Here is a 22,711-nt window from a genome sequence, read left to right as displayed (position 1 = left end):
CTGGACAATTAAATATGAATTCGACCAACCTAATGGAGAATTGAAAATCGTACATTATTTCGATTAATTCATAAATTCGCCACAGGAGGTCGTATACTTTCCTGTGGCTTTTTCACGCCCTGCCATAGGAGAACTATATCTTCCTGTGGCTTTTTTGTGCGATTTTTTAGCCTCTTACATCATTTTTTTAAGAACGGAGCAACATTCGATGACTATTAGCGTATTGTTTTTAAGTATTACGATTCAAAGAAATAAAATTTCTAAAGATGAAATGTTTCATAATGAGCAAATAGAAAAAGCTATGAATGATGTTAAGGAGCGCCAAGCACTTTATTGTGATCACATGTAATTCCTTTTCGAAAGGAGGAATTCATTTATGACTTTTCATATTTTCTTTTTTACGACTGTACTTCAGAAGAATACTTTAACTGAAGCTGAAATCAATCGTAAACAACAAATAAAACAACTGACTGATAAAATGACTGACATTAAAAGTTCATATTATACACATATGTATTAAAAATATATTTTTAAGGAGCACTTTCCTAATGAAATTTAAAGCATTCTTTTTAACGATTACGATTCAAAAACGTAAGCTTTCTCAAAGTGAGATTTTACGTGAGCAACACATTAAATATATTATGGACGAAGTAAAAGAGCGTCAAGCTTCTTATTACACACGTCTTTTCTAAATTAATTATAAAGGAGCAATACCTTCATGAAATTTAAAGCATTCTTTTTAACGATTACGATTCAAAAACGTAAACTTTCACAGAAAGAGATTTTACGTGAGCAACACATTCAAACTATTATGGACGAAGTAAAAGAGCGTCAAGCCTCTTATTACAGCTGTCTTTTCTAAATAACTTTTAAAGGGGTAATACACTTATGAAATTTAAAGTATTCTTTTTAACCATTACGATTCAAAAAACTAAGTTCTCCGACAGTGAAATATTGCATGATCATCAAATTAATAAAGCTATGGAAGATGTAAAAGAACGTCAAAGTCACTACTGTAGCCATCTATAATTCCTTTCGAAAGGAGGAATGTATCATGAAGTTTCATCTTTTCTTCTTAACAATTACAATCCAGAAAAAAATTTTTTCTGAAGAGGAATTAAAACAAGAGCAACAATACAAAAAGATTATGGACGAAATTCGAGATCGTAGAAGCAAATACTACACTCACCTATAATCCTTTAAAAATATAAAACTTGAAAGGAGTCGATTATGATGTTGATAGCACGTTGTAAGGAAATGATTTGGATAGTTCAGAGGGATTCCACATAGTTTTATTGGAGCTATATCATACAACTTTAACGTTATATTTGATATGTAATAAATACACAATAAAATTGTATTTGTACAATTTTTAAATTTGATTAATAAACAAAAGATACACCACTTAAAAAGCGGTGTATCTTTCTCAACATATACTATTTTCGATTACTTCGTTTCGTCTTAAACAATCTCACTAAGTTCGATACAACTGTTTTCGTTACTGCATACACTGGCACCGCCAAGATCATTCCGATAATTCCCGCAAAGTTACCTACCCCTAAAATTAAAATAATAATTGTTAACGGATGGATATTTAATTTTGAACTCATAATACGCGGTGAAATGATGTTACTTTCAAACTGTTGTACAATTGTTACGATAATAATTACGTACAACGCTTGCATCGGAGATACGAACAGACCTACGATAACAGCTGGTGCTGCACCGATAAATGGACCTAAGTTAGGAATTATATTTGTAAATGCAGCTATAATTCCTAAAACAAAAGCGTACGGTAAATCGATAATTAAATAACCGATAAAAGTAAAAGCACCTACAAATATACAAACGAGCGCTTGCCCTTGAATATATGCAGATAATGTTTCGTTCGTTTCCTTAATGATACGAAGCCCTTCTTCACGGTATGACTCTGGTAATAAACTTACTGCTTTTCCTGGAAACGCATGTCCATCTTTAAACATATAAAATAAAATGAACGGTACTGTGAAGATCACTAATGCGACGTTCGTTATGATACCAAATAAAGCCGTTGCACTCGACGTAATGGTGTTTGGTATATCCTTTAAGTACTCAATTGCATTTTTTTCAATTGTTTCAATGGAAACATAATTTTGTGTAGATAACCATTCAAACAATCTATGATGGGATAAATCTTGTATGTATAGTTTTCCCTCTTTTATATAGCCTGGCATATTTTTCACTAAATCCATTAGCTGTTGTGAGATCGTTGGAACAACTACCCCAACGCCAACCGCAGTTAATGTTATGATAAAAAGATATAACAGTAAAATCGCTAAATTTCTAGGTACTTTTTTCTCCTCTAAAAAGACTAACACCGGATTAAATATGAAGTATAAAAATAACGCGATTAAGATTGGGAAAAACAGCGTTGATATGAAGATACCAATCGGTTGAAATAGAAACGATATTTTTGTGCAAATAAATATGATCGCTACAACCATTAGCACTTCTAATGTCCAAAAGTGCACTTTCGATTTCAAAAAAACGTCCTCCTTTAAACTAGCACTTCTCTTCATTGTACCAAAATAAGTAACAATTTCACATAATATTTTCCTTTACAATATTCCAAAATACCAATAAATACACTACAATGAGATTACATACAAATTTGCAGATAAAGGTGATAAAAATGACACAATGCATCATTTGCAGAAAAGATACGAAAGAACTTAGTGAACAATATGTCATCCCAGAAATATTATGTGGATATTATTTCACAAACTCAATTTGTGATACTTGTTATGAACAAATGACAACAAATATTGATCGCCCCTTAATCCGACATAAATTAAGTCAGTTTAAGATTGAACACATGAAAAAACAGATTGACTCCCCGCTCTATACGAATGAGCATGGTGAGGAACTTGCAGCGGCTGAGACGGATGTGGTTGAAGTAAGTGACGAAATACTTTATTCCAATGCATTAATTATGAAACTATGTAAAAAGCACGATATTTCACTACATAATGAAATTTGGAAAGAAGAACGTGTAACGAAAGTAGCTAGCTCTATTCAACGTGAATTACTTTTAGATAACCGTAAGTATAAAATGAGTGTATTAAAAATGGCTTATACTTTCGCTGTACAAGCAGTCGATGGCTATTTTGAAGATCCAGATGCGATTGATATTTCTAGCATCCTATCAAATGCCGACTTCATGGAATTAAAAGAAAAGAGCATTGTTCGCGATTTAAGCAAAAGTTCTTTATGGAATACATTAAATACAAATAGTGAAAACCACTACTTTATTTTATTAAGTGATAAAGATGGCCTGTTCTGTTTCATTCGTCTATTTGATATTTTTGATGTTGTCGTTCATTTATCAGAAAAGAGATATGAACTTCCATCACCAATTGTCGGCGTAAATGATGTAAATAAGCAAAAATTTTACGTTCAAACTTTAAAACAGTATATGGACGGGCTCTTTAAAGAAAAGTCACCTTCTATTTAATTAGAAACAGAACATACGGTCTCCTTTCTTGATGAAAAGACACTGTGTTATAATAAGTATGAAAAGAACAATACAATCACATAAACCAATTATAAATTGTATATAAATAAAAAAGACTAGTGTGCGGCTACACACTAGTCCACGTAACTTAGCAGATTGGATTGTTCATTTATCCTATTTGTTTCTTACAAACAAAACAACCCACATTCTATTGGCATAGGTGGGTTGTTATTTTTTGAGCTTGTCTATTAAAACGACGACGAATGTTAACAATGCAACGAGAAACAGTCCACCTTGCAGTAACAACGCTATTTCACTCACTTATTATCACCCCCCTCCTACTTAGAGAAGTGATAATTGAACAACCAACCGTACCTTAAGTTACTATTTAATTTTACCATATTTTCTGATAGTTTACGATGAAAACCCGCAAGTGATTTACTTGCGGGTTTTTTCTCACTATTTTTTTAATGCATATGCATCAGCTATCATTTCACCAACAATTTTATTTTCTTGCTTCTTATCTTCCTTCAATAAAGGAAATAACAGTTCTGCCACTTCATATGCCTCTTCTAAATGAGGATATCCCGATAATACAAATGTATCAATTCCTAACGCTTCATATTCTTTTATTCTATCTGCTACTGTATGCGGATCTCCAACAAGCGCAGTACCCGCACCACCTCTTACAAGCCCGATGCCAGCCCATAAGTTAGGACTTATCTCTAGCGACTCTCTTGTTCCTTTATTTAAATGTGTCATTCGTTTTTGCCCCACTGAATCATATCTTGCAAAGGTCTTTTGAGCAAGCTCAATTGTTTCATTATCTACATATTGAATTAAACGTTCTGCCTCTTCCCATGCTTCTTCTTCTGTTTCTCTTACAATTACGTGTAACCTGATGCCAAATCGTACTGAACGCCCCTTCTCTTCTGCCAGCTTTCTTACTTCCTCTATTTTCTCCTTCACTTGCTCTGGCGGTTCTCCCCACGTTAAATATACATCACTATGTTCAGCCGCAACTTCCTTTCCAGCATCGGATGATCCTCCAAAATATATAGGAGGATATGGCGTTTGAACTGGCGGGAACACAACTTTACTATCTGTAACTTTAATATGTTTCCCTTCTAATGAAATGGTTTCACCTTTCAATGTCGATTTCCAAACTTTTAAAAACTCATCAGCTGCTTCATATCTTTCATCATGCTCAAAATACAATCCATCTCCTTGTAATTCAACTGGATCTCCTCCAGCGACTACATTAATCAGTAGTCTCCCGTCTGAAATTCTATCAAATGTAGATGCCATCCTTGCTGCAACTGTCGGTGACATTAGTCCCGGTCTAACTGCTACTAAAAATTTTAGCTTTTCTGTCTCAGCTGCAAGTGCCGATGCTAATACCCATGGATCTTCACAACCTTGGCCAGTTGGAAGTAACACACCTGTATATCCTAAATAATCAGCTGCCTGTGCAACTTGTTTATAATAACCATACTCAGCTGCTCTTCCTCGTTTTGTCGTTCCTAAATATCGTCCATCTCCATACGCCGGAATAAACCATAATAATTCCATACCTTTACACACCCCTTATTTATTTTGAAACGTACACTAAACTACTCTATATAAATTACCCCTAATAATTTATATGTTAATTTCCTATCTCACCTTTATAATTATCTCGCCATCTTAAAAACTTCACTTCTAGTAAACGTACGAGTGAATCCGAAAACTTCCCAACGAATGCAAAGATGATAATACCAACAAATACGATATCTGTATTTGAAAATTGCCTTGCATCCATTATCATATAGCCAATACCTTCTGTAGATCCCATAAGTTCTGCGACTACTAAACTCACCCATGCAACTCCTAATGATAATCTTGCTCCTAATAATAGGTTCGGTAATGCAGCAGGTAAAATTAATTTTGTAATTAATTTTCTTCTACTAAACTCTAACACTCTCGCAACATCAAATAACTTTGAATCTACACCTCGTATTCCTAGAAACGCATTTACGTATAAAGGAAAAAATGCACCATCTGCAATTAATAACACTTTTGATGTTTCTCCAAAACCGAACCATAATACGAAAAGCGGTGCAACAGCTAAGTGAGGCACAGTTCTTAACATTTGTACTGACGGATCTAAATATTGCTCACTTCTCGTTGAAAATCCAACAATTGTTCCTAAAATAATTCCTAAACTCCCGCCAATAAAGAAACCAGCCGCAGCCCTGAATACACTAATACTTAAATGACCGAATAACTCTCCTGTTTTTATAAGTTCTTGAAAAGCTAAAAATATATCTAGCGGCGTTGGTAAAACTGTTTTAGAAACTAGATCAAATACGCCGGCTAATTGCCAAATTATTAATACGATAACTGGTATAGTAATCGCTCTTACTAACACTTTTACATTTGTCTTTCGCACTTTTTTTACATTGCTTTTGCCAATCGTTATACTTGCCCTTTTCACAACAGCCTTCGTATTTTCCAATTTACAAAACCTCTTTTCATTTCGCCTTTAATGCTTTTTCTACGAAAGAATTATCTACAACTTTATCTGTTTTGATTTCTTTCTTTATAGAACCGAGCTTATATTGAAAATCTGCTGTCTGTTGCTGTTCTGCAACTATTTCTTTCGTTACCGGAACTAAGATGGGTTTGTCGTGATTAAACACTTCTTTTACAATATCTGCATCTATTTTCTTTGCAGAAGTATATATTTTTATTGCTTCATCCAAGTTTTCATCTTGCCATACACGTGCTTTTTCATATACTTTAAGGAATTTCTCCACTAATTCTGGATGCTCTTTCGCAAATTTTGTTCTCGCAATTAAAAACTCTGGAGAAGATACATTTAATTGTTCACCATCTGTAATTACCTTCGCTCCTTTATTTACCGTATGTAACGATATGAAAGGATCCCAAATTGCCCATGCATCTACTGATCCTGATTCAAATGCTGGCTGCGCTTCATCTGGTTGTAACTGAATGACATTTACATCTTTCGCATTGATACCTTCTTTATCAAGCGCTCGATACAATAAATTAAATGCGCTACTTCCTTTTGCTACTGCGATTTTTTTACCTTTTAAATCTTTTACACTCGTAATCTTGCTATCTTTTTGTACAAGAATCCCTGTTCCTTTTCTCGCATAACTTGTATTAGCAATTTCGGTAAATTCAATACCTGCTGCTTGCGCGGAAATAACTGGAGAATTGCCAACTTCACCAAAGTCTAATCGATTTGATGCGATTGCCTCAAAATAAGGAGGTCCGCTTTGGAATTCTGTCCATTTCACCTTAACTCCTTCTTTTTTAAACTCCTCTTCAAACCATCCCTTTTTCTGCGCGAGTAATAGTGGACTTAACCCTTGCTGAATACCAATTTGTACTGTTACATCTTCCTTCTTACTACTTGCTGTACTTTTCTCACATCCGAATAAAAATAAAGAAATAGCTAATGCAAAAGAAAGAACTTTAAATTTTTTATACATAAATACTCACCCTCTCCCTATAAACTTGTTTGAATCAATCCTCCATACTCAAACTGCTGTAATACTTTCTTTCGAATTTCTTGGAATGACTCCGAAGTTTTACTACGCGGATAAGGTAAATTATTTTCAATTACTTTATGTATTTTTCCAGGCTTTGCACTCATGATGACAATTCTGTTTGAAAGATATATTGCTTCGTCTATATCATGTGTAACGAATATCATTGTCGTCTTTTTTTGTTCCCAAATATTGAGCAGTACTTCTTGCAAATGACTTCGGGTAAATGCATCCAGTGCTCCAAATGGTTCATCAAGTAATAATACATTAGGATCTCTTAGTAACGCTCTTGCAATCGCAACACGTTGTGACATCCCGCCTGATATTTCTTTCGGATATGATTTTTCAAAACCGTCTAACCGAACAATTTTAACCCATTCCTTTACCTTATCCTTTACATACTTATCTTTTAATGACAAATCAGCTGCAATGTTTTCTTCAACTGTTAACCACGGAAACAGACGATGCTCTTGAAATATAAATCCTTGCTTCTTACTCGGTTTTGTTATACGCTCCCCATCAATAATGATTTCACCTTCAAAATCGTTGTCTAAACCTGCAATAATTTTTAATAATGTACTTTTTCCACAACCACTCGGACCAATTACTGTAACAAAATCCCCTTTTTCTAATTGAAAATTAATATTCTCTAATACTTGGACAGTACGAGTTTGTTTCGAAAAATATTTTGATACTCCATCAATTAAAACAGTCACTTCTTCCCCTCCTTGAAATGATTCATCTAAATGAACAGATTCAGTATTTATGTAATAAAAAAACCAAAGGCATTTTATCAATAGATAAAATGCCTTTGGTTTCTCCAATCAGCAATACGTAATAGAATTAAGTACATATTATACAAACATTTCCGATAAGTCAACTGGGTTTTGTTAAAAAATACATATGGTTCGTTTGAACATCCTTATTGTTATTTATATAAAAATTATTTTTTATGTTCCTTAATCCACTGTAACCAATAAGAAAACTCACATGCTAAATGCATTTGATGCGATTTAATAAGACTATTAGGACAAAGTGCCGGAAACTCTACAACTAGACTTACTTCTATACCAGTATCTGTATCTTTGAATTGATGTCGAACTCCACCAATAGTAGTACCGTCTTTCATACGTGCAACACCTGTTGATTGGTATTGATAAGACTTATCTCTAGGTGTCTTTAATCCTGTTTCGTCACCAAAAACAATAAAAAATTGAACTGGAAATGGAGAATTACCAGTAGTTTCGATAACCTCCAATTCATTTTCCCCAAAGGGTCTTAGTACGTAGTGATCTGGACAGGCTGATAAATTCACTTGATTATTTTCATCTGATTGTTCAAGCATAAAACTATCAATTCCATTTATCGCCTCTTCTGCTGTAATCCCATCTAAATAAATATTTGTTTTTGAAAATTTTCGTCTATCACCAGATAAAGCAGTACAAATACGCATACCCATTTCACTTAATTTAAGTTTAGATTTTAACTTATCATACATTTCATTGTATGAATAATTTAATTTTAGTTCTGTTAGTTTTTTTATCATAACGTCTGTATCATTTAATTCTGGCTCTTTATGTCCTAATGTATTGAAAACTTTTTTCATACGTTCTTTTTTCCACTTTATAAGTTGTTCATTCGAAATATTATTTCCATCAATCATGATCTTCATATACATTCTCCTTCTCTTTGATCATATTGTAGTGTATTTAATACTAAATTAACCATTTCTTGCTTCGTGTCTAGATTCAAATTCACCTCTGAATGAGCAATACTGCTAAGACCGTATAAAATAAATCCTGATGCTAATAATGAGTTATCAGTATTAAAAATCCCAGTTTTCACCCCTTCTTCGATTACTTGTCGAATTAATGGCTGCATTCGCGTAAATAATTTCTGTTCCAGTTGAAAATGTTGTTCCGTCTGAAACGAACTCACATTTTTATAAGGCGCTAATTTTTCGATAAATGTCCAAAATATATTTAGAGAATCTTTCAGCTTTTGCATGACAGACCGTTCATTAGAAATAAGTATTTCTTCAATTAACTCCATATTTTTCACAATAAAATCATTTAATACTTCATCAACAAAATTCTCTTTAGACTTGAAGTAATAATAAAATAAGCCCGTTGCTACACCAGCATGATTCACAACATCTTTTATGCCAAATCCTTTCATACCATTTTTCATATATAGTTCAAAACCAATATCCATCAACTCTTGCCTTCTAACATCTGGTTCTTTCGATATTCTTTTCATATGTTATCTCCTATTATGTTTTTTCCGCGACTGAATTTGATTCAATCATAAACGACTGAACTGTATTCAGTCAATATTAATTTCCACAAAAAAAGAGTAATCCCAAGAAATATACATCTAACCTTAGACTTATCAAAAAAGTTAGATTATATAACTTGAGACTACTCAATTTCATTAAACACGTATTCTATTTTCAAATCGATTACAATTTAGTTTAACCTCACTCTTTCTGTTTCTACAATCATTTGAGGAAGCATCTTTTGAATTATTTCCTCTAATACATTAAGAGCTTCATTCACATAACCATCCTCAAACTCCTCTAAAGACTCAGGCAACTCATCCTCATCTAAAATAAAATATTCTCCACTTGGAAGTACCAAAATATCAATAATTAAGTCTTCAAATGACACTAGTTCATCTGTTATTTGCGTATTTTTTACAACATTAAAATAAGAGCCTACATACATTCCGTTCTTATCTCTCCATATGTATAAATTGTACGGACGATCTTCCCAATAGTATGCAATGGTGTAACTTCCTTTTGGGATTGTTAAACTCGCACGATGTGCAGTCATTGTAAATGAATACTGAACCTCATGAAATAGCACGATACTTTGCAACTGCTTTTCAAGTAATAAGCAAGTATGATCTACTATTGTCGAGTCATATCGGATTTTTCTTTCTACAATTTTACTTTTAAGTGTTAGTAATTTATTCATGATTTGTTTCCCCTTATGCTATTTCTAACCTTAATTATATCCATTTATATAGTGATAAAGAAGTGTTTGGTCTCCAAATACACAATAAAAACTCCCTCTTATTTTAGAAGGAGTTTTTCACTGTCCATGTTTCATATTTTTTTACTTCTAATGGAAGCTCATTTGTTTTCAGCCACTCTACTGCACTACATACAAGCGGAGATGAATTGTCTTCTGTAATGCTTTCTATAGAAACCCATCTCGCTCCTAAAGAATCTTGACCTTCAAATTGTTTTGGTACTATGATTTTCCCTGCACTCTTTTCAACTTCATACAAAACTGCAATATGGTGTACATGTGTATAATCTTTAAACTTTGAAGGGTATTGAAAATCAACCGTACCTACTTGCTTTATAACCTTTACTTCTAACCCAGTTTCTTCTTTACATTCCCTATGGAGTGCCGATAACAGCGACTCCTCTTCATATAAGCTCCCACCAGGTAGATCATATCTATTCTTATATGGACCTTTTGATTTATCGATTACTAATATATTATTATTTTCGATACAAATACCATACACACCAAACGCACGATGAAAATTAATAGCATTACCCATGTTTTAATTTCTCGGTAACTGCATCATAAAACTTCCGTTCCTCATCAACATTTAAGTGAACGCGACTTACTGTTTTAGAAAATCCATATAATAATTGTGCTTTTATTGGCTCTTTGAGTATGATTTCAAATGTTGGAGGTTCCTTTATAAATTCCATCACCGTTGCGTCAAGAACCTCTTTCTCTTTTTTTAAAAGTTCTCCTTTATAAAACGTAATCTTATCAATTTGTGTAAACGGTATAATGATTTTCTTCCCTAATCCAATTTGAATAATTACCTGTTCTTCCGTAACAATAATTGGATTTTTACGCATTGCTTGTATTTCAGCTAAAAAATAAAACATTGCATATACGTTTAAAATAAGTAACACCCATGCTACAACTGGATTCCATTGATGAAACAAATAATGAAAACCGATACTTTCTATTAAAGTCGCATGGATGATCATAATATATACACCTATTGCACCAGTCTTTTTTTGATATGAGTATACGCATTCACCTTCTGGCACTTTTTCACGCCACGATAAAAATGCATAATAGATTAACTTACACTCTGTTACAATGATATCTACTAATTTATTTCTTTTCATAGTGGTGTCAAACGCTGCATCAATTGCATAAGAAAATGAAGAATACTCACTTTTATATTCTTTACATTTTTTTATTATGTTAGGAAGCTTTCTAATAATTTTATATAGAAGGAATAACTCTAAACATACAAAAACAATTTCTCCTGCAACTATACTATAAGAAACGTATGAAAAAGCTTGTAAATAGTCGCTTGGAATAATAAATCTTGCAAATATATAACCAGCTATTACAACAGGAAATATATACGTTAACGAGTACCTTTTTCGAATAATAAAGAAATACGTAATGATTGGAATTATAAACATACAATCTAATAATGACCCAAGAACAACTTCTTTCGGAGTAGCTGGTACAATTGGAAGAGCATACAATAAATAGTTTGATAACAAGATTAAAGATACGAGTCCAATCCATATACCTTTTCGCCTTCGCGAAAGTGTGACACTCATACTTTCACTCCTCTATTTAAAAATCTCGTTTAAATGGTCTTTATAAAATGAAATAGCACGTTCAAATTCTTTAACTTCTTCTACTTTTACGACTGTTTCAAGTAATAATTTCATCGCGGATTCATGATCGTTTACGTTATATTTCGCTAATGACAAAAATACTTTCATCACATCATTATCTGGAAACTGCTGTAATCCTGTTTCTAAAACAGTAATTGCTTTGTCATACTCACCTATACAACGATATGTACTACCAAGGCCGATATAAGCTCCGCAAAGTGACTCACCTTCAAGACCGTTTGCAATTGCCTGTTCATAATACGGCATAGCTTCTGTTTCCAGCCCCATTACATCATGTATCCAAGCACATTGATAAAGTACTTCTGCATCCCTCGTAAAATTCGTTAATCCAATGAGTATCTCTTTAGACTGCGCATATTTCTTTTCTTTCCGGAGTTTAATAGCTTGCTTTAATAAATGTTCCATAGAATTCACTCCTCACCAATTATTCTATGTATCCATATTGAATGGTTAACGTTTGTATCAAAGCAAAAAGTTTCGCTTACCAATATATACTATGCGGATTCACTCTTATCCAAATACTTGAAATTATGAAGCAGTAACGCGATTACATAGTACCTCTAACCTTTTGACAATTTCTTTCGCTGTTTCATCTTTTCCATTACATAACTGCCCTTTACCGTCTTGTCCAATTACGTAGTGCATTGCTCCGCGCGAATATAAAGAATGTGGTGAATTTGCAATCATTACACTCGCCTTCGCTTCTTCCATTCTATTTTTCGCTCTTTCAAACAGTTCTTCTTCATTTACGTCGCTTTCAAGTTTAAAGCCAACGAGTACAGTTTCTGAATCCCACTGTTTTATTTGTTTTAATACTTTCGGTGCCTTTTGAAAATGTATAATCGGCGCTATATCACTTGAGATTTTTCCATTCATATCAAGAACATTACCCTCTTGATCACAAATCTTGTCCACAATCCAATCAGATCCAGCCGCTGCCATAATAACCGCATCGACTTTTTCATGCGTAATGATACTTTTCATTTTATCTTGCAAATCAACAATTCCTTCAAATGGGTGTAATTCTAATTGATTGTTTATATCATTCGGTTTCTCCGCAAAATAACCATGTAAATATATAACATAGGCCCCTTTACTTATAAGCTCTTCGGCAATTATTCTTCCAATTGTTCCTTTTGCCATATTCGTATGACCACGAACTTGATCCCATTTTTCTAAACAACCACCGCTTGTAATTAATACCTTTTTCCCCTTCATCGTAACCATCCCTTACTAATTTTTCTTACGAAACCATTCTGTTCCAAAATCAACTATATCACGTTGTTTCATAAGACGGCACTTTGCGTTTCCTATTTTCCCTATTTTCACAGTTCCTTTTTGCTCAAATTCCACACCAATTTCTACAAATTTGTCAGAATCGTAATCCATATCAACAAATTCTTTCCACACTCTTTCACCATTTTCTATAATGGGTGCCCCTACTTTTATTAACTCACATGCACCAGAACGTACTTCTGATAAATGTACAGAAGTATTGGAATCATATCCAACACCAATTAATAATATGTATCCGTCTAAATCGTATATTTTTCTTAATGGAGATTCTTCTCCTAAACTCATTGATAGTGACTGATTCATTGTTATTTCTTCTGCATGTCTTCCCCATGCAGCAAAACTTCCTAATGGATGGTTACTACGTACTACATTCGGATATGTACGAAAACATTCAACTACTTTTCCCATTGCCCTTGTTGGCGTTATATGTGGCTCAAATGCTGGGACGTTATCCCGAATAATTTGCCACCATTCTTCAGGTACAGGCGGTCTTGACCAATGTTTCGGATCGGATAAATCTGAAGATTGCGTTGGCATAATGAGTGTTCCTTCTTCTGTAATAACATTCATTAACGCCTCTACTACTGCAACTGCTCCGCCTGATACCCAGCCTATGGAACTTAACGAAGAATGTACAATAACCGTCATTCCTTTTTCTAACCCTAATTTTCTTAAATCATTTGTAATTGTTTTGATTGTATTTGGCAATGCTGTACTTGCCACTATGTCATTCATTTTCACGATTGTTCCCCCATTTGTTTTAAACTACTACATACATATATTATCATATTTTTCTTAATTTTTAACTTAATCGTTTTTATCTATGCAAAAAATGAAGGCGTTACATCAAAAACATAAAAACACTATATACAAACAAAGAGCTCATCAAAAATGATAAGCTCTTTGTTTCATTTATCCTTCAATTGTAACTCCAGTAAACATCGATAAGTTTCCCGTTATTTTCTCACCTACACGTAAAAATAAACCAGCAGCTCTCCCGCTAATACAGTGTGAACCAATTAATAGTTTACCAGTATACGGACCGTCCCATGTATCAATTGTATAGTCAGGCATTTCTATGTATTGCTGATATATTTTCCGCTGTTCAAAGTAATACTCTGTTTTATCTTCAGCTAATAGTTCATTATTTTCAAATATAGATACCCCTCCGCCTTCACGGCCGTATAAAGGTTTAGAAACATAGGATTCATTTCTTTCTATAAATGGTTTATTTGTAAAATATGTTGGTAGGAAGTATTTTTGAATGGTCTCTCGCTCTTCTTCCCTAAAGAAAACTTCATCTTCGTAAAGTTGCCAAATTAATGCGAGCACACTTTTATTTTGCATAAGGAAAGCAGCTGGTGGATTAATGATTTTCACTCTACCTTGCGCAATATGATCTAAAAACTGGAGTCCAATTCTTTTCCCGTTTTTATCAGCATCTGAAACTAAATATTCAATTGGATATAGTCTATATAAATAATGAATTCTCTCACCATTTGGCGTATATATACCATCATCTGCAACGACGATATCTTGTATACCTATATAATCCGTTGACTGATCTAAACAATAGCTTCTTAAAAATTGAACCGTTTGATGGTCTTCATCATGCCAATCATAACTCGTAAAATAAATCGTTTCTCTAGGATCTATACTATAGTCATGTTTAATTTGTTCCCACGCCTGCACAATATGCTCTTCTATATGATTTGGATGATTTACATCGTGATAACGGCATAATACTTCATTTGCGACAGAAGGCTCTAAATAACCTGTGGGTGTATCACAATTTACTTCTATTAACTTTATATCTTCACCATTTACGATAAAGTCAAACCTTGTAAAATATGAAAACAAACCTGTATGTTTCATTCTCGCAATTTCCCACGTTTCAGCTGGAAATCCTAATTTTTGAAAATCTTTTGTCGTATTGAGAATATATTGATACGTTCTATATAGCACATACATAATTTCTTCTGTCGCTTTTGAAATAGCAGTATAAGTTTTTATTGGCATACGATACATACCTGTTGCCATATATTGATTCCATTCTTCATTTTCTAATAGACTCGGCCAAGTAAACCCATTCCGACCAGCCTCTTCTGCAAGTGAAAACCATACTTTCATATAATCTTTCTGTTCTTGTTCTGTATACATTACTCCATTATCCTTTCATTTTAGGATCCTGCTGGCGCTTTTGCATTCCCAATTCCACTAGAACCAGAATTCACTTTCGGCGTTTGTGTCGTAGATGATTTCGGCGCATTTGTATCTGGTGTTACTTTATTTGATGGATTTGGCTGCTGTTTATTTAAATCTACTTTATTGGAAGATTTATTATTGTTGCTGTTAGTTCCGCCGTAATACCCTCCACCACCGCTGCCTCCAGTTCTACTTTGGTCTTTTTCACGATATGGAATAATGTTATTTGCATACGGTTTCTTCATTATATTCGGTTTTACTGTATAATTCATATTTGAAGTTCTGCTTGCTAATAAATATCCTGCAACGAACGGCAGTATCGGTAAATGTGAATTTTCATGATAAGAAGAAAATGACGGATTATTTTCCTTACATAACTCATCTTTTTCTACATTTTCATTAGTTGGAGCTTTATCATCACAATTTAATCTTTCTTGTTCATTTCCTTGTTTTGCACCATCTGTTTTAACAGCAGTACTTTCTTGCTGGGCAGTATCTTCTTCATAATCGCCACAGCCCGTTAATAAAAAAGATGACACTCCTATTGAAGTAGCAATTTTTATAAATTTACTTTTATCCATTCTCATGTGTTATACACCTAATTTCTATTATCTATATTTTTCCAGATACCTTTATTATATAATGTAAATATCACTTTTTTCAAACTAAACATAATATGTATATTTATATATTTTTATACTACATTTCTAAATAACAACAAAATCTTTCAACCCCCGGATATTTTTCTCCTAAACTTTTAACTTGAAAACCAATTTTTTTATAAAATTCTACTGCTTCATCGTCTGTCTCTGCTTCTAGATACATCAATTGATGCATTCTTAATACTTCCTTTATCATTTGCCACGCAATTCCATTATGACGATATTGTGGAACGACTGCTATATGGCAAATTCTCGCTTTCTTTGCTCCAATTATTTCAATACCTATGCAAGCCTTTTCTTCATATCTATGCAAAGTCGCTTTATTCCTTTCATAAAATAAAACTGCTTTCTTTAAGCTAGTTTCACTTGGTCCGACTGCATACTGTAGTACATTTAAAATGGGATCTTTCTCAATTTGTTCAACGCGTTGCAAATTCATATCATCATTCCTTTCTATGAAAAAAGATTAGCTCTTTATATAAAGAGCTAATCTCATTACGCCGTTATTTTTTCTTCTTTCTTCACAACGACCGCTACATAACTATGTAGTATCATTCCAATAATAACTAGACTCATACCAATCCAAGATAAAGATGACGGAATTGGTGCAGATAACAAGATAAGTTCTCCTACTAGCGCAAATAAAACCTCACCGGACTGAGTTGCTTCCACTGTTGCTAGTTTTTGCGGATCATCTTTTACAAGATCTGTCGCAAAGAAGAATAATACCGTTGCGATTAAACCTGAACTAACTGCTACAATAAAACATTGAAAGACTTGGCTACTTGACGGTAGACCACCTGTTGATACTTCATAACCAGATAGTAAAAACCAAAATGGTAGGCTTGCTAATGTCATACCGAGAACTCGCTGGAATACATCTAATTCCCCTTTACAAACTTGCATCATTTTTCGATTTCCAAGAGGATACGCAAACGCTGCAATAAGTACAGGAACGACACATAGAACGGTTTCACGAATTCCTAATGAAGAAGCATGTTCTACTTGCATGAGTACAACACCACATAAAATAATACCCGACATAACTAATTCCTTCATTGGGAGTTTTTTATGTAACGGATCTACTGCAAAAAATGGTGTTAACAAAATCCCTGCTACGATCGTAATTTGCCATGTTGATGCAACGAGCCAACCAGGTCCGAAAGCTCCAGCAAAACTAAGTGGTGCATAGAAGAGACCAAATCCAACGATACTCCAAACTAACCATTCTTTCGGATTGTTTTTCATATATTGAAAGAGTTGCTTTAAGTTTCCTCTATACATGACAATAAGTAAAAGCATTGGAACCATAAAGTAGTACCGTAATGATGCACTCCAAATCCAGCTTCCACCTTCTAAATCCATTGCCCGGTTTAAAACGAAGGTAAAGGCAAAGAAAAATGATGCCAATATCCCTACTGCAATAGCTTTCATTATAAAACCCCTTGTTTAGTTTCTTCTTATACTATACAACAAATTAAATATAATTAAAATTCGAAATCTTTATCTCGTATGCATTCTAGCTCTATATAGTTTTCTTAACTGACTAATATGAGCCTGATGGTACCGATTATGATCAGCTATATGCCATATCCCCCACCTTATAGTCGCATTTTCTCCCTTTTCATAAAAAACCTCTCGTGTTAAATCATTTTCTGTTAGTTTCATACATTCCTCATAAAACATATGTTGCACTGCTTCATAATCTTGCATTAATTGTTGCAATGTATGTTTTCTTAAACTGGGCAGCTCTCCTGCTTCATTTAACATAGGTCCATATATATTATCAAGTGCCAGTGGAACGGGTTCTCCTTTTAAGCGGTATACCCAATGCAAATCGACAACTGCTAAATGTTGAAGTAGTTGTCCAATACTATTTTCATTATTTTCTGTCCCTTTAAATGACAGTTCTTTTTCGTCAGTTCCTTCTACTAACTTTTGCAGTCTTTTAAATGTATCCGTAACCATCGCATACAAAATTGCTACTTGCGGGTTCATATTTTTGTCTATATAAAGATCTTTCATACTAAACTCCCTCTCTTACAAGAACAACACCATATGTTCATCATCACTATACACACCATTCATCTTTATAGCTCTCTTTTCAATCCCATACGTTTTAAAGCCCATTGATTCATACAACCTTTTTGCTGGCTCGTTAGTGGATACAACACCTAATGTCAATTGTTCCAAGTTCATTTCTCTTGCTTTTTCGATTGCCTTACGTATTAACTCACGTGCAAGGCCACTTCTTCGATTGCTTGCATCTACATACATCGCAACGATATGGCCTTTATGTTTATACGCCTCTTTCTCTTCTGTTAGTAAAGTAACAACTCCAACTAATTGATGATCTTCATTAAAAGCACCAAATGTACAACTAGTAGCAGCTGTTAAATTACTTTCCACTCGCCTAATCGGATTTTCTTGGTGAATCGCCTCTTCATAAGTTGTTACAAATGCCTCTGGATTTACTTGTAATGCTTGTAAACGTAAGCCCCAATATTTTTTTGCATCTTCTTTCGTAAGTAATCGAATCATATTTCTCCATCCCCTTTAAGTTAACATAATATTTTTACAAACTACTAATTAAAGATTGATATTCTTCTCTTAACATACTATAACGATAGCGATGAATGAACTGACCTTTACGTAATCGATCATTTCTCATTAACCCTTCGCATACAAAACCAACCTTTTCATAGCTCTTTCTAGCTTGTAAATTATCTTCATCTACACGTAGCCATACTTTTTCTAATTCAAACTCAAAGAATGCTACATGTAACATACTATATAGAGCTGCTATTCCATACCCTTTACCCCAGTATTCTTTATTACCAATCGCGATTCCCAATTCTGCATTTTTATTTGTTTTATCAAAGTTTTTAAGATCTACCCATCCAATATGTATGCCGTTCTCTGCCGTGATAGCTCTTTGTTCGTAACCATTTTTTCGATTTATACATGCTTCAATCCATTTTTTTGTATCTTCACGAGTGAACGGTGGATATTGATCTGGTACAACTAAATGTTTTGTTACTTTTGTATCTAATGACCATTGATATCGGTCTTCTACATCATCTAGTGTCAGTTCTCTTAATTGAACGAATGGTATATTCATTGTATTATCCCCTTTTTACTTTCCTATAGAAAACCCTTCGAACATTCTTCCTCCATACTGTTCTAGCGTTTTTTCTACAAAAGTAATCAATTTCATTTTCTCTCCCGTTGTATAAAAATGATCGAACGCCACTACAAATTGATCTGCGTATTGTTCATCATATTTTCTAAGTACCCTTATAAACCATTTTGAATTTCCAAGCCATTTCCCATTTACTCTTAAAACATATTCATGTAATAAATCAGCTAATAAATTCGCGATAAATAATTCTTCTTCTCTTTTTGATGCACCAATAAAATCATCCAAAGTATCTGTAATAAAATACCGCTTCTGCTTCATCACTTCTTCGGTCCATTTTGCTGGTCCTTTATTTAGTAAATTATTTGCTTCTCTTTTTAGTTTTTCAACAATTTCATTTTCACCTTTTAATACAATCCCCTCTGAAACTAATTGTGGTAACGAAGGTCTCCCGCGATCGCAATCCATTTTAAAAAAGGTTTTATACGTTTCAAAATTATGTACAAACACTTCAACAGGCCATCCATTACTATAGAAAGATTCTCGATAACAAGACGTTAAACTTTGATCAACTATTACAATGTCCAGATCAGATGTTTTTGTCGCTTCTCCTCTTGCAACGCTTCCTCCAAGTAAAGCTACATCACAATCCGGAAAGTGTGATGTAATTATGCTTTTTGCCGCTTCCATTGCTTTCATAACCGTTCCCCTTTTCTTATTTCACTTTCTTTTTTGCAGCTCTTTCTCTCGCTTTTTTTATATACGACTCTGCGTCTGGTGTTTTGCATGACGTTGCTCCGTAATCAACCTGTACCTTTCCAATTTTACGTGCAATTTCAATCGCTGTTTGCTCTAAGTCTTCATTACGAATTCCTATCGCGATTAATGCACGATTCATCGCTTCTTTTTTTCTATTTTTTTCATTATGTATATTTACTTTGATTTCTTCTAGATAAGGAGAGAAGAAATCATCTTGTAACGTTTTATTTTTAATCGCTATATTTGCTAATAAAGACCAGCCTGCTCTTCCAATCCATTCATCATCGGAGTTTGTCCATTCTTCCATCCTTTCTATCGCGATTGGTGACGTACAAATAGCTGTCATCAAAACGTCCATTAAACAATAATAATCAACTTCCTGTACCCATTTATTTAACAGTTCTGTCGTAACTTTCTTTGGATCTAAAATCATTGTTGCTAATGTCATTGCATCCATATTTTTTGTTTCCCATAATAAAATTGCTAAATCATGATCTTTTTTTATCTTCTTTTTTAACAATTTTAAATTGGCAAAACTAACTCCGAATAGTGGCTCTTTCGCCCCATGATTTTTATACGTTTTACGATTCTGTTCTGTTCCGTATTCCTCTAGTTGCTGCATTACTTCTTCAAGTAACATATACCCACCTCTTTATTTTTTCTGTTGACTTCATATATGTATGTACGATATATTCTATATTACTTTTTGGTTTTCCTATATTTACTTTTTAAATGCGGTATGTGAAATTTTGTAGATGCGTTTTAATGCAACAGGCACACTCTTCTTCAGCATTCTCTGTATAACTCACTCATTGGGTTTACTATATACAGCAACAAACTACATGCATTTGCATTCCATCCTTGTTTCCTTTTAGTAAACCAGCAAAATATTGAAATCTTGCATACTTTTGGACAAACTTTTTTGCACTTGTAAAAAAGTTTTTTTGCAATTACCTCCCTATAATTGCTAATATAGTAGAGTAGAACTTTTATAGAGAGAAGGAAAATTATGCACAATGGAATTCGAATGACAACTTTAGTGAAAAGGGCTATGTTGATTTGCGCGGGGGTATTTTTTACATACGAAGCGGCTTTAGGATCAACACATACTGCTCTAGCAAGTACAGAGGATGAAGCAAAATCTGTTCAACTTGTAAGTGAAATTCAATCGTCTCTTGCACCGAAAGAAGCTCCAAAACAATACAATGGGCAAGTTAGAAAAGTAGCTTATTTAACATTTGATGATGGTCCTGGAAAATACACAGCTGAGCTTTTAGATATGTTAAAGAAAGAAAATGCAAAAGCAACATTCTTCCTGATTGGTTCAAATGTAAAAGCTTTTCCTGATCTTGTAAAGCGTGAAGATGCTGAAGGCCACTACGTTGGGATGCACAGTATGACTCATAACTACAAGAAACTTTACACAGAAGGTCATTACGTAGATGAGATGAAAGAAGATCAAGGATTAATCGCTGGCGTTCTAGGTAAATCACCAGTATTAACTCGTCCTTCTTACGGCTCAATGCCAGGATTAAACGAAGCGCTTCGTAACAAAGTTGTTGAGAATGGGCTAAAAGTTTGGGATTGGACAATTGATTCATTAGACTGGAGATATAACAAAATGCCGGTTGACGCTGCATCAGCTAAAATTGTAGAAAACGTTATTAATGGTGCAAACAAGCCAACAGAAGTTATCCTTATGCACGACATTCATCCACAGTCCGTAAAAGCAGTACCTGGTATTATTAAAGGGCTGAAAGAAAAAGGATATGAATTAGAAGCCTATAGTGAGAACGAACACTTCCCATTAAACTTCTGGCATGATAATCGTATGTAATGAAAAAGACTTGATTTCCTTTAACTGGGAATCAAGTCTTTTTATCGTTTTTGGAATTACTCCTCGTATATTCGACTCACCCCCCCTCTCTCCTTCGTAAAAAATACGACGTTTTCGTGCTAAGGAAGATAGATCTATTCATGAAATCAGAAGTAAAAACTTGGGTAGTAGAAGAGAAAACCGTATTAAAAAGATGAATCGAAAAGCAAAAGAGATTGCAAAAGCGATTGATACGAAATTAAAACAGATTTATCAAAATACAGTAAGAAATTATGGATTGAATATACAAAGTCAATCCTATTTTTTATATTATCAACACTTTAGCACATATTACTCTTAAGGAGTGATATGTATATGGATTTCCTTTCAGCTGAATATTTGTCAGCCTTATTTGCCATTATTGTAATTGATTTAGTGTTAGCAGGTGATAATGCCATTGTAATTGGGTTAGCAGCAAGACGATTACCGAAAGATCAACAAAAGAAAGTTATTATATGGGGAACTATCGGGGCAATCGCGATTAGAGCCCTTGCTACCTTAGTTGTTGTTTGGTTGTTAAAAATACCAGGGCTACTTCTAATTGGTGGTGTACTCCTTATATGGATCGCTTACAAATTAATTGCTGAAGGCAAAGATCACGATATTAAGGCAGAAGAAGGTTTCTGGTCTGCTATTAAAACCATTATCATTGCTGATGCATTAATGGGAATTGATAATGTTCTTGCTGTTGCGGGAGCTGCGCATGGCAACTTTTCTTTAGTAATCATCGGGTTATTGGTTTCAATTCCAGTAGTAGTTTGGGGCAGTACATTAATTTTAAAATGGGTCGACCGTTATCCTATCATTATTACAATTGGAGCAGCTGTTTTAGCTTATACTGCCGCGAAAATGATTGTAGATGAAAAATGGTTCGCTGCATTTTTCGAAAGTAATCCTTTCATAAAATGGGCATTCATCATTATCATCATTGCCGGTGTAGTTTTCTTCGGAAAGGCAAAACAGAAAGCAACAGATGGTTCTATCTCATGATGATGTTTTATTTACAAACAAAAGGCACTATTCAT

At 33.9% G+C, this 22,711-nt stretch carries 32 protein-coding genes and 1 pseudogene; 10 read left to right on the top strand and 23 right to left on the bottom strand.

The annotated features are described in order from the left end of the window. The first annotated feature begins 208 nt into the window (after positions 1-208). From QCI73_RS13115 to QCI73_RS13090, 6 genes are read left to right on the top strand one after another with little or no spacing between them, the layout of a single operon-like run. Positions 209-349 carry a YrzI family small protein gene (locus tag QCI73_RS13115; RefSeq protein ID WP_000156179.1) on the top strand — a complete coding sequence of 47 codons (141 nt, stop codon included), beginning with the start codon at positions 209-211 and terminating at the stop codon, positions 347-349. Between the two features lie 27 nt (positions 350-376). Beyond that, positions 377-520: a YrzI family small protein gene (locus tag QCI73_RS13110; RefSeq protein ID WP_048525995.1), complete on the top strand. Its 144-nt coding sequence runs from the start codon at positions 377-379 to the stop codon at positions 518-520. A 28-nt stretch (positions 521-548) separates the two neighbouring features. Then, positions 549-692, top strand: coding sequence for a YrzI family small protein (locus tag QCI73_RS13105; protein ID WP_353823089.1), 144 nt, complete (start codon positions 549-551; stop codon positions 690-692). Positions 693-718: 26 nt separating this feature from the next. Beyond that, on the top strand, positions 719-862 hold the full coding sequence (locus tag QCI73_RS13100) for a YrzI family small protein (protein ID WP_070806290.1): 144 nt from the start codon (positions 719-721) through the stop codon (positions 860-862). A gap of 26 nt (positions 863-888) precedes the next feature. Next, entirely contained in the window at positions 889-1,029 is a 141-nt protein-coding gene (locus QCI73_RS13095) for a YrzI family small protein (RefSeq protein ID WP_000669812.1), read from the top strand. Positions 1,030-1,054: 25 nt separating this feature from the next. Further along, complete coding sequence (locus QCI73_RS13090; protein WP_262724798.1) at positions 1,055-1,195, top strand: YrzI family small protein; 141 nt, start codon at positions 1,055-1,057, stop codon at positions 1,193-1,195. A 241-nt stretch (positions 1,196-1,436) separates the two neighbouring features. Here QCI73_RS13090 and QCI73_RS13085 read toward each other — a convergent pair whose 3' ends face one another. Next, a complete protein-coding gene (locus QCI73_RS13085) occupies positions 1,437-2,522 on the bottom strand; it encodes an AI-2E family transporter (RefSeq protein WP_000837888.1) in 1,086 nt (361 codons plus the stop codon). Between the two features lie 149 nt (positions 2,523-2,671). Between QCI73_RS13085 and QCI73_RS13080 the strand changes: the two genes are divergently transcribed. Beyond that, a complete protein-coding gene (locus QCI73_RS13080) occupies positions 2,672-3,493 on the top strand; it encodes an HNH endonuclease (RefSeq protein WP_000189721.1) in 822 nt (273 codons plus the stop codon). A 228-nt stretch (positions 3,494-3,721) separates the two neighbouring features. Here QCI73_RS13080 and QCI73_RS13075 read toward each other — a convergent pair whose 3' ends face one another. From QCI73_RS13075 to QCI73_RS12970, 22 genes are all read right to left on the bottom strand, one after another. Continuing rightward, positions 3,722-3,814, bottom strand: coding sequence for a putative holin-like toxin (locus QCI73_RS13075; RefSeq protein ID WP_001289320.1), 93 nt, complete (start codon positions 3,812-3,814; stop codon positions 3,722-3,724). A 138-nt stretch (positions 3,815-3,952) separates the two neighbouring features. Beyond that, a complete protein-coding gene (gene ssuD / locus QCI73_RS13070) occupies positions 3,953-5,065 on the bottom strand; it encodes an FMNH2-dependent alkanesulfonate monooxygenase (RefSeq protein WP_353823088.1) in 1,113 nt (370 codons plus the stop codon). A 76-nt stretch (positions 5,066-5,141) separates the two neighbouring features. Beyond that, positions 5,142-5,990, bottom strand: coding sequence for an ABC transporter permease (locus QCI73_RS13065; protein WP_353823087.1), 849 nt, complete (start codon positions 5,988-5,990; stop codon positions 5,142-5,144). A 16-nt stretch (positions 5,991-6,006) separates the two neighbouring features. Beyond that, positions 6,007-6,993, bottom strand: a complete 987-nt coding sequence (locus tag QCI73_RS13060) for an aliphatic sulfonate ABC transporter substrate-binding protein (protein ID WP_000276920.1) — start codon at positions 6,991-6,993, stop codon at positions 6,007-6,009. Between the two features lie 17 nt (positions 6,994-7,010). Further along, complete coding sequence (locus QCI73_RS13055) at positions 7,011-7,766, bottom strand: ABC transporter ATP-binding protein (protein ID WP_353823086.1); 756 nt, start codon at positions 7,764-7,766, stop codon at positions 7,011-7,013. A 227-nt stretch (positions 7,767-7,993) separates the two neighbouring features. Beyond that, positions 7,994-8,722, bottom strand: a complete 729-nt coding sequence (locus QCI73_RS13050; RefSeq protein ID WP_327923939.1) for a hypothetical protein — start codon at positions 8,720-8,722, stop codon at positions 7,994-7,996. Continuing rightward, complete coding sequence (locus QCI73_RS13045) at positions 8,719-9,309, bottom strand: TetR/AcrR family transcriptional regulator (protein WP_353823085.1); 591 nt, start codon at positions 9,307-9,309, stop codon at positions 8,719-8,721. Before QCI73_RS13045 ends, QCI73_RS13050 begins: the two co-directional genes overlap by 4 nt. Before the next feature lie 209 nt (positions 9,310-9,518). Next, the gene (locus tag QCI73_RS13040; RefSeq protein WP_353823084.1) at positions 9,519-10,028 is read right to left on the bottom strand and encodes a ribonuclease FAU-1 family protein; all 510 of its coding nucleotides are present in this window, start codon (positions 10,026-10,028) and stop codon (positions 9,519-9,521) included. 103 nt (positions 10,029-10,131) lie between these two features. Then, positions 10,132-10,626, bottom strand: a complete 495-nt coding sequence (locus QCI73_RS13035) for an NUDIX hydrolase (protein ID WP_088309680.1) — start codon at positions 10,624-10,626, stop codon at positions 10,132-10,134. Further along, positions 10,619-11,668, bottom strand: a complete 1,050-nt coding sequence (locus QCI73_RS13030) for a hypothetical protein (RefSeq protein ID WP_353823083.1) — start codon at positions 11,666-11,668, stop codon at positions 10,619-10,621. Before QCI73_RS13030 ends, QCI73_RS13035 begins: the two co-directional genes overlap by 8 nt. A 12-nt stretch (positions 11,669-11,680) precedes the next feature. Beyond that, complete coding sequence (locus QCI73_RS13025) at positions 11,681-12,154, bottom strand: tetratricopeptide repeat protein (protein WP_327923943.1); 474 nt, start codon at positions 12,152-12,154, stop codon at positions 11,681-11,683. Between the two features lie 123 nt (positions 12,155-12,277). Then, on the bottom strand, positions 12,278-12,967 hold the full coding sequence (locus QCI73_RS13020) for a phosphopantothenoylcysteine decarboxylase domain-containing protein (protein WP_327924126.1): 690 nt from the start codon (positions 12,965-12,967) through the stop codon (positions 12,278-12,280). A 15-nt stretch (positions 12,968-12,982) separates the two neighbouring features. Beyond that, positions 12,983-13,780, bottom strand: coding sequence for a BA2930 family N-acetyltransferase (gene aacC, locus QCI73_RS13015; protein ID WP_353824110.1), 798 nt, complete (start codon positions 13,778-13,780; stop codon positions 12,983-12,985). A 177-nt stretch (positions 13,781-13,957) separates the two neighbouring features. Continuing rightward, positions 13,958-15,205, bottom strand: a complete 1,248-nt coding sequence (locus tag QCI73_RS13010; protein WP_353823082.1) for a glutathionylspermidine synthase family protein — start codon at positions 15,203-15,205, stop codon at positions 13,958-13,960. Between the two features lie 20 nt (positions 15,206-15,225). After that, complete coding sequence (locus QCI73_RS13005; protein ID WP_001242155.1) at positions 15,226-15,837, bottom strand: hypothetical protein; 612 nt, start codon at positions 15,835-15,837, stop codon at positions 15,226-15,228. A 112-nt stretch (positions 15,838-15,949) separates the two neighbouring features. Then, entirely contained in the window at positions 15,950-16,351 is a 402-nt protein-coding gene (locus tag QCI73_RS13000; RefSeq protein ID WP_001053313.1) for a GNAT family N-acetyltransferase, read from the bottom strand. 56 nt (positions 16,352-16,407) lie between these two features. Beyond that, positions 16,408-17,346: a DMT family transporter gene (locus tag QCI73_RS12995; protein WP_000643664.1), complete on the bottom strand. Its 939-nt coding sequence runs from the start codon at positions 17,344-17,346 to the stop codon at positions 16,408-16,410. Between the two features lie 69 nt (positions 17,347-17,415). Continuing rightward, entirely contained in the window at positions 17,416-17,937 is a 522-nt protein-coding gene (locus tag QCI73_RS12990) for a DinB family protein (protein WP_353823081.1), read from the bottom strand. 15 nt (positions 17,938-17,952) lie between these two features. Continuing rightward, the gene (locus QCI73_RS12985; protein ID WP_353823080.1) at positions 17,953-18,453 is read right to left on the bottom strand and encodes a GNAT family N-acetyltransferase; all 501 of its coding nucleotides are present in this window, start codon (positions 18,451-18,453) and stop codon (positions 17,953-17,955) included. 34 nt (positions 18,454-18,487) lie between these two features. Beyond that, positions 18,488-19,033 (bottom strand): GNAT family N-acetyltransferase, encoded by a 546-nt coding sequence (locus tag QCI73_RS12980; RefSeq protein WP_353823079.1) that lies wholly within the window; start codon positions 19,031-19,033, stop codon positions 18,488-18,490. A gap of 15 nt (positions 19,034-19,048) precedes the next feature. After that, entirely contained in the window at positions 19,049-19,750 is a 702-nt protein-coding gene (locus QCI73_RS12975) for a nucleotidyltransferase domain-containing protein (protein ID WP_353823078.1), read from the bottom strand. Between the two features lie 16 nt (positions 19,751-19,766). Next, positions 19,767-20,450 carry a DNA alkylation repair protein gene (locus tag QCI73_RS12970; protein WP_262724815.1) on the bottom strand — a complete coding sequence of 228 codons (684 nt, stop codon included), beginning with the start codon at positions 20,448-20,450 and terminating at the stop codon, positions 19,767-19,769. A 369-nt stretch (positions 20,451-20,819) separates the two neighbouring features. On the opposite strand from QCI73_RS12970, the gene QCI73_RS12965 reads away from it, so the two are divergent. The 3 genes and pseudogenes from QCI73_RS12965 (at position 20,820) to QCI73_RS12955 (ending at position 22,676) form a co-directional block, all read left to right on the top strand. Further along, positions 20,820-21,647 (top strand): peptidoglycan-N-acetylglucosamine deacetylase, encoded by an 828-nt coding sequence (locus QCI73_RS12965; protein ID WP_327923951.1) that lies wholly within the window; start codon positions 20,820-20,822, stop codon positions 21,645-21,647. A gap of 84 nt (positions 21,648-21,731) precedes the next feature. Beyond that, positions 21,732-21,889 (top strand): annotated as a pseudogene (locus QCI73_RS30855) (DUF3841 domain-containing protein); the annotation flags it as partial. A 112-nt stretch (positions 21,890-22,001) separates the two neighbouring features. Beyond that, positions 22,002-22,676 (top strand): TerC family protein, encoded by a 675-nt coding sequence (locus QCI73_RS12955; protein ID WP_327923952.1) that lies wholly within the window; start codon positions 22,002-22,004, stop codon positions 22,674-22,676. Positions 22,677-22,711: the final 35 nt, after the last annotated feature.

Origin of the sequence: Bacillus cereus group sp. MG16 (assembly GCF_040459875.1) — a bacterium.
Lineage (GTDB): Bacteria > Bacillota > Bacilli > Bacillales > Bacillaceae_G > Bacillus_A > Bacillus_A paranthracis.
This window is presented reverse-complemented; position numbering and strand designations above follow the sequence as displayed.

What these genes read in the sequence shown, in the direction of transcription:
- QCI73_RS12985 (WP_353823080.1), bottom strand. Translation starts at nt 18,453, where the DNA reads ATGATTCGATTACTTACGAAAGAAGATGCAAAAAAATATTGGGGCTTA.
- QCI73_RS13115 (WP_000156179.1), top strand. Translation starts at nt 209, where the DNA reads ATGACTATTAGCGTATTGTTTTTAAGTATTACGATTCAAAGAAATAAA.
- QCI73_RS12990 (WP_353823081.1), bottom strand. Translation starts at nt 17,937, where the DNA reads ATGAAAGATCTTTATATAGACAAAAATATGAACCCGCAAGTAGCAATT.
- QCI73_RS13080 (WP_000189721.1), top strand. Translation starts at nt 2,672, where the DNA reads ATGACACAATGCATCATTTGCAGAAAAGATACGAAAGAACTTAGTGAA.
- QCI73_RS13090 (WP_262724798.1), top strand. Translation starts at nt 1,055, where the DNA reads ATGAAGTTTCATCTTTTCTTCTTAACAATTACAATCCAGAAAAAAATT.
- QCI73_RS13095 (WP_000669812.1), top strand. Translation starts at nt 889, where the DNA reads ATGAAATTTAAAGTATTCTTTTTAACCATTACGATTCAAAAAACTAAG.
- QCI73_RS13010 (WP_353823082.1), bottom strand. Translation starts at nt 15,205, where the DNA reads ATGTATACAGAACAAGAACAGAAAGATTATATGAAAGTATGGTTTTCA.
- aacC (WP_353824110.1), bottom strand. Translation starts at nt 13,780, where the DNA reads ATGAATGACATAGTGGCAAGTACAGCATTGCCAAATACAATCAAAACA.
- ssuD (WP_353823088.1), bottom strand. Translation starts at nt 5,065, where the DNA reads ATGGAATTATTATGGTTTATTCCGGCGTATGGAGATGGACGATATTTA.
- QCI73_RS13040 (WP_353823084.1), bottom strand. Translation starts at nt 10,028, where the DNA reads ATGAATAAATTACTAACACTTAAAAGTAAAATTGTAGAAAGAAAAATC.
- QCI73_RS13045 (WP_353823085.1), bottom strand. Translation starts at nt 9,309, where the DNA reads ATGAAAAGAATATCGAAAGAACCAGATGTTAGAAGGCAAGAGTTGATG.
- QCI73_RS13005 (WP_001242155.1), bottom strand. Translation starts at nt 15,837, where the DNA reads ATGAGAATGGATAAAAGTAAATTTATAAAAATTGCTACTTCAATAGGA.
- QCI73_RS12995 (WP_000643664.1), bottom strand. Translation starts at nt 17,346, where the DNA reads ATGAAAGCTATTGCAGTAGGGATATTGGCATCATTTTTCTTTGCCTTT.
- QCI73_RS13000 (WP_001053313.1), bottom strand. Translation starts at nt 16,351, where the DNA reads ATGAATTTGCAACGCGTTGAACAAATTGAGAAAGATCCCATTTTAAAT.
- QCI73_RS12970 (WP_262724815.1), bottom strand. Translation starts at nt 20,450, where the DNA reads ATGTTACTTGAAGAAGTAATGCAGCAACTAGAGGAATACGGAACAGAA.
- QCI73_RS13100 (WP_070806290.1), top strand. Translation starts at nt 719, where the DNA reads ATGAAATTTAAAGCATTCTTTTTAACGATTACGATTCAAAAACGTAAA.
- QCI73_RS13020 (WP_327924126.1), bottom strand. Translation starts at nt 12,967, where the DNA reads ATGAAGGGGAAAAAGGTATTAATTACAAGCGGTGGTTGTTTAGAAAAA.
- QCI73_RS12965 (WP_327923951.1), top strand. Translation starts at nt 20,820, where the DNA reads ATGCACAATGGAATTCGAATGACAACTTTAGTGAAAAGGGCTATGTTG.
- QCI73_RS12955 (WP_327923952.1), top strand. Translation starts at nt 22,002, where the DNA reads ATGGATTTCCTTTCAGCTGAATATTTGTCAGCCTTATTTGCCATTATT.
- QCI73_RS12975 (WP_353823078.1), bottom strand. Translation starts at nt 19,750, where the DNA reads ATGAAAGCAATGGAAGCGGCAAAAAGCATAATTACATCACACTTTCCG.
- QCI73_RS13105 (WP_353823089.1), top strand. Translation starts at nt 549, where the DNA reads ATGAAATTTAAAGCATTCTTTTTAACGATTACGATTCAAAAACGTAAG.
- QCI73_RS13035 (WP_088309680.1), bottom strand. Translation starts at nt 10,626, where the DNA reads ATGGGTAATGCTATTAATTTTCATCGTGCGTTTGGTGTGTATGGTATT.
- QCI73_RS13030 (WP_353823083.1), bottom strand. Translation starts at nt 11,668, where the DNA reads ATGAGTGTCACACTTTCGCGAAGGCGAAAAGGTATATGGATTGGACTC.
- QCI73_RS13050 (WP_327923939.1), bottom strand. Translation starts at nt 8,722, where the DNA reads ATGAAGATCATGATTGATGGAAATAATATTTCGAATGAACAACTTATA.
- QCI73_RS13110 (WP_048525995.1), top strand. Translation starts at nt 377, where the DNA reads ATGACTTTTCATATTTTCTTTTTTACGACTGTACTTCAGAAGAATACT.
- QCI73_RS13060 (WP_000276920.1), bottom strand. Translation starts at nt 6,993, where the DNA reads ATGTATAAAAAATTTAAAGTTCTTTCTTTTGCATTAGCTATTTCTTTA.
- QCI73_RS13025 (WP_327923943.1), bottom strand. Translation starts at nt 12,154, where the DNA reads ATGGAACATTTATTAAAGCAAGCTATTAAACTCCGGAAAGAAAAGAAA.
- QCI73_RS12980 (WP_353823079.1), bottom strand. Translation starts at nt 19,033, where the DNA reads ATGAATATACCATTCGTTCAATTAAGAGAACTGACACTAGATGATGTA.